Source organism: Pseudomonas sp. GW823-FHT02F05, assembly GCF_058797315.1.
On record NZ_JBXAJM010000005.1, the window covers coordinates 151,126 to 164,207 of the forward strand.

Consider the following 13,082-nt stretch of genomic DNA (forward strand, 5'->3'; position numbering starts at 1 on the left):
CCCATGGGTTTCAATCTTTCCGAATGGGCGTTGCGTAATCGCCAGATCGTACTGTTCCTGATGATCCTGCTGGCCGTGGTTGGCACCTTGTCCTACACCAAGCTGGGGCAAAGCGAAGACCCGCCCTTTACCTTCAAGGCCATGGTGATCAAGACCAACTGGCCCGGGGCCACGGCCCAGGAGGTATCGCGCCAGGTCACCGAGCGAATCGAGAAAAAACTCATGGAGACTGGTGAGTACGAACGCATCGTGTCGTTCTCCCGCCCCGGTGAATCCCAGGTCACCTTTATTGCCCGTGATTCGATGCGTTCGGCGCAGATTCCCGAGCTGTGGTATCAGGTGCGCAAGAAAATCAGCGACATCCGCCACACCTTGCCGCCGGATATCCAGGGGCCGTTTTTCAACGATGAGTTCGGCACCACGTTCGGCAATATCTACGCCCTGACCGGCGACGGATTCGACTACGCCGTGCTCAAGGACTACGCCGACCGTATCCAGATCCAACTGCAACGCGTCCCGGATGTGGGCAAGGTCGAGCTGCTCGGCTTGCAGGACGAGAAGATCTGGATCGAGCTGTCCAATCTCAAGCTCGCCACCCTCGGCTTGCCTTTGGCCGCGGTCCAGCAGGCGTTGCAGGAACAAAATGCGGTCTCCACCGCCGGCTTCTTTGAAACCCCTACCGAGCGCGTGCAATTGCGCGTTTCTGGCAACTTCAAGACGGTGGAAGAGATCCGCAACTTTCCGATACGTGTGGGGGATCGCACTTTCCGCATCGGTGACGTGGCTGACATCCATCGAGGTTTCAACGACCCACCGGCACCGCGTATGCGCTACATGGGCGCAGATGCCATCGGCCTGGCCGTGGCCATGCGCGACGGTGGCGACATCCTCGTATTGGGCAAGGCCCTTGAAACGCAATTCGCACGCCTGCAAAAGAACCTTCCGGCAGGGATGGAGCTGCGCAAAGTGTCGGACCAACCAGCAGCGGTAAAGACCAGCGTCGGCGAGTTTGTCCAGGTACTGGCTGAAGCGTTGGCGATTGTTTTGCTGGTGAGCTTTTTCTCCCTCGGTGTGCGCACCGGCATGGTCGTTGCCCTGACGATTCCGCTGGTACTGGCGATGACCTTTGCCAGCATGTATTACCTGGGCATCGGCCTGCACAAGATTTCCCTTGGCGCCTTGGTCCTGGCCCTGGGCTTGTTGGTAGATGACGCGATCATCGCCGTGGAAATGATGGCGATCAAAATGGAGCAGGGCTACGACCGGCTCAAGGCTGCAAGTTTCGCCTGGACCAGTACCGCGTTCCCTATGCTCACCGGCACCCTGATCACGGCGGCGGGCTTCTTGCCAATTGCCACCGCGCAATCGAGCACCGGGGAATACACCCGCTCGATCTTCCAGGTGGTGACCATCGCACTGCTGGCCTCCTGGGTGGCAGCCGTGGTGTTTGTGCCGTACCTGGGGGAAAAACTCCTGCCCGACCTGGCGAAGATTCACGCCGCCAAACACGGTACCGACGGCCCGGACCCTTACGGCACACCCTTTTATCAGCGTGTAAGACGTCTGGTGGAGTGGTGCGTGCAACGGCGTAAAACCGTGATCGTGCTGACCTTGCTGCTGTTTATCGGCTCGGTTGCACTGTTCCGCTTCGTGCCGCAACAGTTCTTCCCGGCTTCCGGTCGCCTGGAGTTGATGGTCGACCTGAAACTGGCCGAGGGCGCTTCGCTCAGTAACACCGCCGAACAGGTCAAACGCCTGGAGGCGTTGCTCAAGGAGCATGCCGGCATCAACAACTATGTCGCCTACGCGGGCACCGGTTCGCCGCGGTTTTACCTGCCACTGGACCAGCAATTGCCCGCTGCCAGCTTCGCCCAGTTTGTGGTGCTGGCTAACACCATCGAGGAGCGAGAAAGCCTGCGCACCTGGCTGATCGAAACCCTCAACGAGCAATTTCCCGACCTGCGTTCGCGTGTCACACGGCTGGAGAACGGCCCGCCCGTAGGCTACCCGGTGCAGTTTCGCGTGACCGGCGAGCACATCGAAGAGGTGCGCGCGCTGGCGCGCAAAGTGGCGGCGAAGGTTCGCGAAAATACCCATGTGGTCAATGTGCACTTGGATTGGGAAGAGCCAAGCAAAATCGTGTACCTGAATATCGACCAGGACCGTGCCCGCGCCCTCGGCGTGAGCACTGCCAACCTGGCGAAATTCCTGCAGAGTTCCCTGACCGGCTCCAGCGTCAGCCAGTACCGTGAGGACAACGAATTGATCGAGATCCTCCTGCGCGGCACGGTGCATGAGCGTAGCGAACTGTCGCGCCTGCCGAGCCTTGCCGTGCCCACCGACAATGGTAAAAGCGTGGCGCTGTCGCAAATTGCCACCCTCGAATATGGCTTCGAAGAGGGCATCATCTGGCATCGCAACCGCTTGCCCACGGTGACTGTGCGGGCCGATATCTATGGCAAGGAACAGCCGGCGACCCTCGTGCAGCAGATCTTGCCGACGCTCGCCGATGTACGTGCCGAACTGCCGGACGGCTACCTGCTGGAAGTGGGCGGCACGGTTGAAGATTCAGCGCGTGGGCAAAACTCGGTGAAGGCCGGCGTACCGCTGTTTATCGTGGTGGTGCTGACCTTGCTGATGCTGCAACTGCGCAGCTTTTCGCGCACGGCGATGGTCTTTCTCACCGCACCGTTGGGGCTGATCGGCGTGACCCTGTTCCTGCTGGTATTCCACCAACCCTTCGGCTTCGTCGCCATGCTTGGCACCATCGCGCTGTCGGGAATGATCATGCGTAACTCGGTGATTTTGGTGGACCAGATCGAGCAAGACATCAAGGCCGGCCTGGCACCTTGGCAGGCGATTATCGAAGCTACGGTCCGACGCTTTCGCCCGATTGTTCTGACGGCACTGGCGGCGGTGCTGGCGATGATTCCGCTGTCGCGCAGTGTGTTCTTCGGGCCGATGGCCGTGGCGATCATGGGAGGGTTGATCGTGGCTACGGCATTGACCTTGCTCTTTCTCCCGGCGCTTTATGCTGCGTGGTTTCGCGTCAAAAAGGACGCTGGATAATCAGGCTGTCATCTCGGTTGTCGGGGCGTAGAGCGTACGCGCCCCGTCACCGTGGACATGCGGCAGAATGAGCAATTTTCCTATGTGAGAGATAGGAAGCTCACTACACGGGCCTAGGAACCTTTCCTTATTGATTGCCACTCAATGTTACCTGGTTGGCAGGTACCTACTGCTCTTGCTCGTCGGCAGAAACAGTAGTGATTGGAATGAATTTAAGGAGTTCGCCATGTGTATAGCTAGTTTGAAGGCTTTTCTGCGTCCGCCCAGCAGGCCAAAACCTCCTGAAAAGTGTAAACCCAGCCCTCCGGAACGTTGTAAGCCCAAGCGCCCTGGGTATTGCAAACCCAAGCCCCTTGAGAGTTTCAGACCCAAGCCTCCTGAGGAATGCAGACCCAAGCCTCCTGAGGAATGCAAACCCAAACCTCCTGAAGAGTGCAATCCCGAGCCCCCTCCGAAGTGTTGCTACATAAAAACCGTTGAGCTGACGATTGTCATGAAGGCGGCCATAAATTACTGACTTTGAGGCTCTTTTTTGCGCAAACGCCTCGAGAATACGAGGCGCTTGTGGGGGGGCAGGGCAGATCGGCAGGTTTTACAGCGCGCCAAACACCTTCTTGGCCAAGCTGGTAGCCGCAGCCGCTGGATTCTTGCGAATCGTTTCTTCCTGCTGCGCAATCATCTTGAACAAACCATCCAGGGCCTGCTCGGTCACGTAGTTCTCAACGTTGGCGCTCTTGGCGTCCACCGCGCCAAAGGCCGCGGCCTTGCCGGCGAGGGCGTTGTACTGCTGGGCCACGCCGACTTTGTCGGTGGCGGCCTTGACGATAGGCAGGAACTTGGCGCGAATCTCTTCACGGCTGCTTTTGTTCAGGTACTGGGTGGCGGAGTCCTGGCCACCGCTGAGAATGCCCTTGGCGTCGGTCACGCTCATGTTCTTCACAGCGTTGACCAGGATCGGCTGGGCCTGGGTCACGGCGGTTTCCGCCGCCTTGTTCATGCTGGTTTCCAGCTGCGTGACCTGGTCACCCATGCCGAACATTTTCAACTTGTCGGCGACTTTGCCGAGTTTGCCCGGCAGGCCGATCTTCACGTCCGGGTTGTTGCTGAAACCACCGGGCGTCCCGAGCTGTTTCACAGCAATCTGTGCACCTTGGGTCAAGGCATCCTTGAGGCCGCCGCTGGCGTCACCCTGGGACAGGCTGCCGAGATCCAGGGCCATGGCGTTGGCGCCGAATAGCAAGCCAGCACACAGGGCGGTGAGGCGAAGAGATTTGCGGAGCATGGGCGCTTCCTTATGAAGTGGGAATGATCAGTGTGCAGCCGCATCCACGCGCAGGCGCAGCGGTTGTGGGTCCTGGCCGTTGAGCTGCACGGTGTGCCGCTCGGTGGTGATAAACAGTAGCTTGCCGTCCAGCTCGATGCGAGCGCTGACCGAGTATGTGTGGCCTGGCTTAACCTGGGCCGGGTCATAGCTCAGGTGAAACGGCAGCGGCACCTGGCCTTTGACCGGGCCTTTCTGTTCGGCGAGGGTCACGGCCGGGGCGTCCATCAAGGACACGTCCTGCAGGCTGACACTCAAGGTGGCGGCTGGCGGCAGGGCGATACGTTGCAGGTAGAACACTTCGCCGTCGAGGCTGGCCTTCGGGGTTGGGGTCATCGAGTGGCAGGCTCCGAGCAGGGCGGTCAGGCCCAGGAGGATGAGTTTTTTCAAGGTGCGGCTCCTTTTCAACGGCGCCGGAATCCGCCCGGCGCCTCATTCAGTCTAGCGCTGTGCTTCAGGGTTGACGGCAACCGGTTCGGCCGCAGCCTCGGCTGCGCCGTCCACGCGGTGCAAGGCAACCTGGCGGATCGACAGGCGAATATCCGCCGGCAGTACGCGTTTGGCGGCGCCTTCGGCCAGTTCGCCGAGCAGGTCGTGATAGCCCAGCTTGCCGGCTTCATCGCGGCGCAGCACATCTTGCTCCAGCAACGTCTGGATAAAATGTCGGAAAAGACTCTTGTCGAAGAATTCCGGGGCATTGAGGCCGTGCAGGATCGACAGGCGCTGGGCCATGATCGTGCACAGGTCTTCCAGCTCTTCGGCGCTGATACTGTTCTGGCCGCTGTTGAGCAGCAACGAGATCGCCATGTAGAAGCGTTGCAGGGTCTGGGCGATGCTCTTGGACAGCAGCGTCAGCAGCACAAAGTGCCGCGAACTCGGCGCCGGGCGCAGGTATACGGCGTTTTCGAAACGCAGCAGGCCTTGTTCGACAAACGCGTCCAGCCACTGGTCGACCACGCTGTCCAGGTCCTCCAGCGACCAACGGATAAACAGCTCTGATTGCAGGTACGGGTAGAGCGCGTGGGTGTAGCGCAGGATCTGTTCGCGGGTCATGCGCGAACTGCTCTGGAAGAAGCTCGCCAGCAACGCTGGCAGGGCGAAGATGTGCAGCACATTGTTGCGGTAGTAGGTCATCAGGACGGCATTCTGCTCATCCAGATAAACGATTTTGCCCAGGGCGTCACTCTGCTCGGACAACAGGTTCATGTCCTTGACGTGCTTGATCAGCGCCAGGCCATCGCCCTCCGGCAAAGTGGTATGGGGCGAGTAGGGCACACGACGCAACAGCGCCAGGTACAGGTCCAGCTGGCGGGCCATTGCCTGTTCATCCAGGGCCAGGCGGGTGGTGGACAGCAGGGCCAGCGCCACCAGGTTCACCGGGTTCACCGCAGCGGCTTCGTTCAAATGACGCGCCACCTGTTCGCCGAGGCGATTGGTGGTTTCGTTGAGCCAGGCCGGTTTGTAGTTCGGCCCCAGTTCCTGGGCGCGCCAGTCCGGTTGCTCGGCGTCGAGGAACTCCGCCAGCTTGATCGGCTCACCGAAGTTGACCGCCACTTGGCCGAAGCGCTGCTTGAGCGCGCCGACCACTTTGAAAATATCGAAGATCGACTCTTTCTTCTTGCTCGCGCCACGCAGTTCGCCCAGGTAAGTGCGGCCTTCGAGCACCCGCTCATAGCCGATATACACCGGCACGAACACGATGGGCATGCGCGAGGAACGCAGGAAGCTGCGCAAGGTGATCGCCAGCATGCCGGTTTTCGGTTGCAGCATGCGCCCGGTGCGCGAGCGGCCGCCTTCGACGAAGTATTCCACCGGGAAACCCTTGGTAAACAGGGTGTGCAGGTATTCGTTGAACACCGAAGTGTACAAAGGGTTGCCCTTGAAGGTGCGGCGCATGAAAAACGCACCGCCACGGCGCAGCAGGCTGCCGATCACCGGCATGTTGAGGTTGATGCCGGCGGCGATGTGCGGTGGGGTCAGGCCGTTCTTGAACAGCAGGTAGGACAGCAGCAGATAGTCGATGTGGCTGCGGTGGCAAGGCACGTAGATCACCTCGTAGCCTTGGGCCACCTTCTGCACGCCCTCGATGTTATTGACCTTGATACCGTCGTAGATCTTGTTCCAGAACCAGCTCAATACCACTTCCAGGAAGCGGATCGCGGTGTAGGTGTAATCCGAGGCAATCTCGTTGCCATAGCGCAGGGCCAGGGCCTTGGCTTTTTCCGGGGCGATCTTTTCGCGTTCGGCTTCATCCGCAATGGCTTGGCGTACCAGCGGCATATTGACCAGGCCCTTGACCAGATTACGGCGGTGGGACAGGTCGGGGCCGATCACTGCCGTCTTCAGGTTACGAAAGTGCACACGCAAGATGCGCTGGGCCATGCGTACGGTGCGTTCGTGGCCTTTATTGTGCTCGATCAATTCACGCAGGTTGATAGGCGCGGAGAATTGCACGCGGGTCTTGCGCCCCAGGATCAGGATGCTCAACAACCGGCGTAGACGCCCGGTGACCGCCCAGCTGTCGGCGAACAACAGCTTCCACGGGCTGGACTCGCTTTCGGGGGATTGGCCCCAGAACACACTGACCGGAATGATTTGTGCATTCTCTTCGGCGTGTTCGGTGAGGGTGTTGACCAGGCGCGTCAGGGTCGGCGGTGCACCGCGCTTGTCCTGGCGGCCGAGCCAATCCGGGTCTGGCGTGAGGTAGAAGAACGCCGCAGGCTCCATCAACGGCCCCACCGACACCGGCAGCACCGGACGTGGCAGGCCAGCCTTGGTGCACTCGGCATCGACCACCGCCAACTCGGTGAGGGAGGGTGATTGCAGGACGTAGAAAACCGGCCGGCTGCGGTCCAGGTTGAGGGTTAGGGACGACTGGTTGATCGTCTCCGAGCGAACCCAGAGGTACAACAGTCGGCGCAAGGTGCCAAACACCAGACGGCGGAACGGGGAGCGGGTCATAGGCGAGCTGCTTCAAGTGGAAAAAACCGAGCAGGCGCTCGGGCGGGTAGTGTGCCGTATTCGCCGAAAATCGGCAAAAAAGCAGCGATGTAAAGTTGAGTTGATGGTTTTTGAGCCTGTCTTATACTCGGCAGTTCAATGCGAGCGACTCAACAATAAAAAACCAGTGGGAGTGAACAGATGTCAACGCGCGAAACCGGCAATGTGAAGTGGTTCAACGATGCAAAGGGCTACGGCTTTATCCAGCGTGAGGATGGCAAGGATGTGTTTGTGCACTACCGCGCCATTCGCGGTGAAGGCCACCGTTCGTTGGCCGAGGGCCAGCAGGTGGAGTACGCCGTGGTGACGGGCGAGAAGGGCTTGCAGGCGGAGGATGTGGTGGGCCTGTAACAACTTTGTTTGATCGTTCCCACGCTCTGCGTGGGAACGCCTCTTGTGACGCTCCGCGTCACGCTTTGGGACGCAGAGCGTCCCAGGCTACTTTCCCACGCAGAGCGTGGGAACGATCTTCAGGCGGTCTTCCAAGTGATCTGCTCTTCACCGTCTTCGCTGATGCGAATCCAGGTGTCGGCACTTTCCTCACCTTCTTCCTCAACCCAGGTGCCCGGTGCGCAACGCACTTCGACGTTCAGCGCGGCAAACGCGGCGCGGGCGCAGGCGATGTCGTCGTCCCACGGGGTCTGGTCGCTTTCCAGGTACAGGCTGTTCCATTTGCCCACCGCCTTGGGCAGCCAGGTCACCGGCACGCTGCCGGCCTTGCACTTGTAGGTCTGGCCTTTCTGGACCCAGTCGGTACACGGGCCGAGTGCGGCGCCCAGCCAGGCAGCGATGGCCTTGTGATCGACGTCGGCGTCCTTCAGGTAAATCTCAATATCGGGTTGGCGCATGGATGTTCCTCGTTGCGGGATTCGAAAATCCATTCGCGGATGGGTGAATGTCAGTCATTGAAGCACGAAATAATCGTAACGCATCGACACCGTGACCTGCAGCGGCTCGGCCGCCTCGATCACCTCGTGGCGGCGCTCGGCACTGGCCCGCCAGCCGTGGGGCGTCATCGCCAGCAGGTTGGCGCGGTCCTGGGGTTCGGCCAGGCTCAGGGTGAATTCCAGGGTTTCACTGTGAGCAAGGCTCATACCGTCCGGCACCAGGGCCAGGTGTTTGTCGTCGGTGTACTCGCGTACCTCGTCGTAAAGACGCTCGCGCAGTTCCATCAAGTGGCCGCTGGTCGGGCCGACCTTCATCAAACCACCGCCGGGACTGAGCAGGCGCTTGGCCTCTTGCCAGTCCAACGGGCTGAACACGCTGGCGAGGAACTGGCAGCTGGCATCGGCCAATGGCACGCGGGCCATGCTGGCGATCAACCAGGTCAGCGCCGGGTTGCGTTTGCACGCGCGCTTGACCGCTTCCTTGGAGATATCCAGGGCATAGCCGTCGGCGTGGGGTAGGGCCTGGGCAATTTGCGCGGTGTAGTAACCCTCGCCACACCCAATGTCGACCCAGCGCTGCGGTGCACGCTCGGCGGCCAGTTCGGCCAGGCGCTTGGCCACTGGCGCATAGTGGCCAGCGTTGAGGAAGTCGCGGCGCGCCTCGACCATGGCCAGGTTGTCGCCTGGGTCGCGGCTGTTCTTGTGCTGCACCGGCAACAGGTTCAAATAACCCTGGCGCGCGCGGTCGAAGCGGTGCCCGGCCGGGCACGCCACGCCATTGTCCACGGTATTGAGCGGTGCACTGCAAATGGGGCAGGCAAGCATCAGGCGAGCAACTTGATCAGGGTCTGGTAGTAGATTTCGGTCAGCACGTCGAGGTCGCTGGCCAGGATGCGTTCATTGACCTGGTGGATCGTCGCGTTCACCGGGCCCAGTTCGACCACCTGGGTGCCCAACGTTGCAATGAAGCGCCCATCGGAAGTACCGCCACTGGTAGACGCCTGGGTCTCGCGCCCGGTGATCGCCAGGATGCTGGCCGACACTGCATCCAACAGAGCGCCTGGCTCGGTGAGGAACGGCAGGCCCGACAGCGCCCACTCCACGTGCCAGTCCAGGCCATGTTTGTCGAGAATGGCCGCGACGCGTTGTTGCAGGCCCTCGACGGTGGACTCGGTGGAAAAACGGAAGTTGAACACCGCCGTCAGGTCACCCGGGATCACGTTGGTGGCGCCGGTACCGGAGTTGAGGTTGGAAATCTGGAAGCTGGTTGGCGGGAAGAACGTGTTGCCGTCATCCCAATGCTCGGCAGCGAGTTCGGCCAGCGCCGGTGCGGCCAGGTGGATCGGGTTCTTTGCCAGATGCGGGTAAGCCACATGGCCCTGTACACCGCGCACTGTCAAGGTGGCGCCGAGGGAACCACGGCGGCCGTTCTTGACCACGTCGCCCACCAGGCTGGTGCTCGACGGTTCGCCGACGATGCACCAGTCCAGGCGCTCGTTGCGTGCGGCCAGGCGTTCGATCACGGCCTTGGTGCCGTGGTGCGCCGGGCCTTCTTCGTCGCTGGTGATCAGGAAGGCGACCGAACCCTTGTGGTCCGGGTAGTCGCTGACGAAACGTTCCGCCGCCACCAGCATCGCCGCCAGGCTGCCTTTCATGTCCGCCGCCCCACGGCCGCAGAGCATGCCGTTGTCATCGATCAACGCATCGAACGGGTCGTTCTGCCAGGCCTGTACCGGGCCGGTCGGCACCACGTCGGTGTGACCGGCAAAGCACAGCACCGGGCCTTCGTGCTTGCCGTGGGTGGCCCAGAAGTTGTCCACATCTTCGATGCGCATCGGTTCAAGCGCAAAACCGGCGTCGCCCAGGCGCTGCATCATCAGCTTCTGGCAATCGGCATCGATCGGCGTGACCGACGGGCGACGGATCAGGTCGATGGCAAGTTGAAGGGTCGGCGAAAGGTCGGCATGGGCCGTCATGGGGGGAACTCCGGAAATCGAGGCGGCGACGTTCTAACTGTAGGAGCGAGCTCGCTCGCGAAAAACTCAAGGGCACCGCGTGCATTCAGGATGCCCGCGTTATCGTTAACGATTTTCGCGAGCAAGCTCGCTCCTACAGTGATGGGTGTAAGGCACGCAAAAGGGCCGTTATCTTATAGCAAAACGGCGGCCAAGGGCCGCCGTTTAGTGCATCGCGTGACTTTTTACGCCGCCGGCGCAGCCTCAGGCGCCGTCGAAGGTTTGGGCAGCGACGACAAGAACGCCATGATCAGCGCCGCCACGTACGGCAGCGACTGTACCAGCAACATCACCACCCAGAAGCGAATGTCATTGCTCGGCAGGCCTTGCACCAGGTAGATCCCCAGCGCCGCGCCCCATAGCAGCAGCATGATGAACATTTCTTCGCGGGCTTCGGAAATCGCCACCCAGAAGCCGTGGTTATCCGCGTTTTTCGGTGTACGAAAGAACGGAATGCTGCTGGTGAAGAAGCCGTACAACACCGCTTTGGCGATGGTATGAGACAGCGCCAACCCGGCCAGTGCCGCGCAGAACGCATCTTTCAAGTTCACACCTACCGCACGACGATAGAGGAAGATGATCTTGCCGACTTTGAACACAAACAACGCCAACGGCGGGATCGCGAAAATCAGCAATGGCGGGTCGACCCGAGTCGGCACGATGATCATTGCCGCAGACCACAACAGGGCGCCGACGGTAAAGAAGATGTTCATGCCGTCGGCCACCCACGGCAACCAGCCCGCAAGGAAGTGGTAGCGCTGGCCACGGGTCAGTTCGGTGTCTTTACCGCGCAACAGGCTGGCGGTGTGGCGCTTGATGATCTGGATCGCGCCATAGGCCCAGCGGAAACGCTGTTTCTTGAAGTCGATAAAGGTATCCGGCATCAAGCCCTTGCCGTAGCTGTCGTGGTAGTACGCTGCCGACAAGCCCTTCTCGAACACACGCAGGCCCAGTTCGGCGTCTTCACAGATGCACCAGTCGGCCCAGCCCAGCTCTTCAAGCACCGAGCGGCGGGTCATGGTCATGGTGCCGTGCTGGATGATCGCGTCACGGTCGTTACGGGTGACCATGCCGATATGGAAGAAGCCCTTGTATTCGGCGTAGCAGAGCTTCTTGAAGGTGCTTTCGTTCTGGTCGCGGTAATCCTGGGGCGACTGCACTACCGCGATTTTCGGGTCGGCGAAGTGCGGCACCATGTGCTTGAGCCAGTTCGGCGATACGCAGTAGTCCGAGTCGATCACTGCGATCACTTCGGCATCCTTGGCGGTGTGCGGGATCAGGTAGTTCAGCGCGCCGCCCTTGAAACCGGCCAGGGGCGCGACGTGGAAGAACTTGAAGCGCGGGCCGAGGGTTTCGCAGTAGTCGCGCACCGGCTCCCACACCGCCGGGTCCTTGGTGTTGTTGTCGATGATCAGGACTTCATAATCCGGATAGTCGAGGGCGGCCAGGGCGTCGAGGGTCTGCTTGACCATTTCCGGTGGTTCGTTGTAGCACGGCACGTGGATCGACACTTTCGGGCGGTAGTCCGAGTCGCCTTCCACGGGCAGGAATTCACGCCGACGCTTGTGGGTCCACACCGCTTCCGCCAGTTCGTGGGCTTCGGTCAGCAACACAATGAACACGCCCAGGGCGCCGAGTGCCAGCAACACCCCGACCGTCACGCTGAACCACGTGCTGTATTGCTGGCTGTAGTCGTAGCCGATCCAGACCAGCACCGACCCGCACAGGAACGCAATGAAGGTCAGGAAGGTACGGCCCCGCTGGCGCAGGGCCGAGCCGTCGATCATCAACAGGGTCAGGGACAGCAGCGCAAGCACCACCGAACCGATGGCCAGTACCCGCCATTGCGGAATCGCCACCACCGGGCCGTCAAAATTGAATTTCTGCTGGCGCGCGGCATTGAATACACCCCAATACGCACCCGCCGACCCTTCGTCGCTGACCTTCCACGGCTGGTCGAAGGCCTCGATCACAAAGTAGTTGTAACCCTGGCGGTTGAGCTTGTTGACCAGCGTACGCAGGTAAATCGCCTGGTCGGCCGGCGACGACTCATTGCCACCGCGCATACGGCCGTTGCTCGGCCAGCCCACTTCCGATAGCAGCAGTGGCTTTTTCGGGAAGGCTTTCTTCAGGTCCTTGGCGCGGTCGAGAACGTACTGGCCGGCCTTGTCCATTGGGATGTATTCCCAGAACGGCAGGATGTGCGCGGCGATCAGGTCGACGTGCTTGGCCAGTTGCGGGTTCTTTTCCCAGATGTGCCATTGCTCGGAGGTGGTCACCGGGACTTTCACGGCGGCGCGCACGCGGTCGAGCAGTACGATCAGGGCTTCGGGGGTGATTTCTTCACGGAACAACGCTTCGTTGCCCACCACTACGCGCACGACACTGCGCGAGGTGTTGGCGATCTCGATAGCGCGCTGGATCTCCCGCTCGTTACGCTCAAGGTCCGGGCTGATCCAGATCCCCAGGGTCACGCGCAGGCCAAACTCTTCGGCCAGCTTGGGTATATCCCCCAGGGGGCCGTCCACCGAGTAGGTACGGATGTTGTCCGTCAGCTTGCTCATGATCGCAAGGTCCTGACGCATCTGTTCGTCAGTAGGGTACTGGCCTTTCTGCGGGTACTGGCCTTGCTGGAACGGCGAGTAGGAAAAACCGGAGATCTGATCGGGCCAGTTGGGAGCGGTGACCGGGCGGTTGATCAGCGCCCAGAAACCGGTGAACAGCGCGGCAATTGCCAGCACCACCACCAGGTTGAGTCCAAATTTACGCGATGCCATGGTTATGTCGGGT

General features: G+C 60.8%; 9 protein-coding genes. 2 read left to right on the plus strand and 7 right to left on the minus strand.

Going from position 1 to position 13,082, the window contains the following annotated elements; all coding sequences use genetic code 11:
- Positions 1–3: 3 nt before the first annotated feature.
- A complete protein-coding gene (locus AC1RAC_RS08720; RefSeq protein ID WP_259038559.1) occupies positions 4–3,069 on the plus strand; it encodes an efflux RND transporter permease subunit in 3,066 nt (1,021 codons plus the stop codon).
- Positions 3,070–3,661: 592 nt separating this feature from the next.
- On the opposite strand, the gene AC1RAC_RS08725 is transcribed toward AC1RAC_RS08720, so the two are convergent.
- From AC1RAC_RS08725 to plsB, 3 genes are read right to left on the minus strand one after another with little or no spacing between them, the layout of a single operon-like run.
- Complete coding sequence (locus AC1RAC_RS08725; protein WP_003189124.1) at positions 3,662–4,351, minus strand: DUF4197 domain-containing protein; 690 nt, start codon at positions 4,349–4,351, stop codon at positions 3,662–3,664.
- Between the two features lie 27 nt (positions 4,352–4,378).
- Positions 4,379–4,780 (minus strand): YbaY family lipoprotein, encoded by a 402-nt coding sequence (locus tag AC1RAC_RS08730; RefSeq protein ID WP_014717218.1) that lies wholly within the window; start codon positions 4,778–4,780, stop codon positions 4,379–4,381.
- 51 nt (positions 4,781–4,831) lie between these two features.
- A complete protein-coding gene (plsB, locus tag AC1RAC_RS08735) occupies positions 4,832–7,351 on the minus strand; it encodes a glycerol-3-phosphate 1-O-acyltransferase PlsB (RefSeq protein WP_089041279.1) in 2,520 nt (839 codons plus the stop codon).
- A 180-nt stretch (positions 7,352–7,531) separates the two neighbouring features.
- On the opposite strand from plsB, the gene AC1RAC_RS08740 reads away from it, so the two are divergent.
- Positions 7,532–7,741 (plus strand): cold-shock protein, encoded by a 210-nt coding sequence (locus tag AC1RAC_RS08740; protein WP_034126819.1) that lies wholly within the window; start codon positions 7,532–7,534, stop codon positions 7,739–7,741.
- A 119-nt stretch (positions 7,742–7,860) separates the two neighbouring features.
- Here the strand turns inward: AC1RAC_RS08740 and AC1RAC_RS08745 are convergent, their stop codons facing one another.
- The 4 genes from AC1RAC_RS08745 to AC1RAC_RS08760 all read right to left on the minus strand — a co-directional run bounded on the left by AC1RAC_RS08745 (position 7,861) and on the right by AC1RAC_RS08760 (position 13,069).
- On the minus strand, positions 7,861–8,238 hold the full coding sequence (locus tag AC1RAC_RS08745) for a hypothetical protein (protein WP_034126820.1): 378 nt from the start codon (positions 8,236–8,238) through the stop codon (positions 7,861–7,863).
- 54 nt (positions 8,239–8,292) lie between these two features.
- A complete protein-coding gene (locus AC1RAC_RS08750; protein WP_054897127.1) occupies positions 8,293–9,102 on the minus strand; it encodes a putative RNA methyltransferase in 810 nt (269 codons plus the stop codon).
- Entirely contained in the window at positions 9,102–10,253 is a 1,152-nt protein-coding gene (dapE, locus tag AC1RAC_RS08755; RefSeq protein ID WP_072447683.1) for a succinyl-diaminopimelate desuccinylase, read from the minus strand. The genes AC1RAC_RS08750 and dapE overlap by 1 nt, the downstream gene beginning before the upstream one ends.
- A 224-nt stretch (positions 10,254–10,477) precedes the next feature.
- A complete protein-coding gene (locus AC1RAC_RS08760; RefSeq protein WP_034126823.1) occupies positions 10,478–13,069 on the minus strand; it encodes a glycosyltransferase in 2,592 nt (863 codons plus the stop codon).
- Positions 13,070–13,082 lie beyond the last annotated feature (13 nt).

What these genes read in the sequence shown, in the direction of transcription:
- AC1RAC_RS08720 (WP_259038559.1), top strand. Translation starts at nt 4, where the DNA reads ATGGGTTTCAATCTTTCCGAATGGGCGTTGCGTAATCGCCAGATCGTA.
- AC1RAC_RS08725 (WP_003189124.1), bottom strand. Translation starts at nt 4,351, where the DNA reads ATGCTCCGCAAATCTCTTCGCCTCACCGCCCTGTGTGCTGGCTTGCTA.
- plsB (WP_089041279.1), bottom strand. Translation starts at nt 7,351, where the DNA reads ATGACCCGCTCCCCGTTCCGCCGTCTGGTGTTTGGCACCTTGCGCCGA.
- AC1RAC_RS08740 (WP_034126819.1), top strand. Translation starts at nt 7,532, where the DNA reads ATGTCAACGCGCGAAACCGGCAATGTGAAGTGGTTCAACGATGCAAAG.
- AC1RAC_RS08745 (WP_034126820.1), bottom strand. Translation starts at nt 8,238, where the DNA reads ATGCGCCAACCCGATATTGAGATTTACCTGAAGGACGCCGACGTCGAT.
- AC1RAC_RS08750 (WP_054897127.1), bottom strand. Translation starts at nt 9,102, where the DNA reads ATGCTTGCCTGCCCCATTTGCAGTGCACCGCTCAATACCGTGGACAAT.
- dapE (WP_072447683.1), bottom strand. Translation starts at nt 10,253, where the DNA reads ATGACGGCCCATGCCGACCTTTCGCCGACCCTTCAACTTGCCATCGAC.
- AC1RAC_RS08760 (WP_034126823.1), bottom strand. Translation starts at nt 13,069, where the DNA reads ATGGCATCGCGTAAATTTGGACTCAACCTGGTGGTGGTGCTGGCAATT.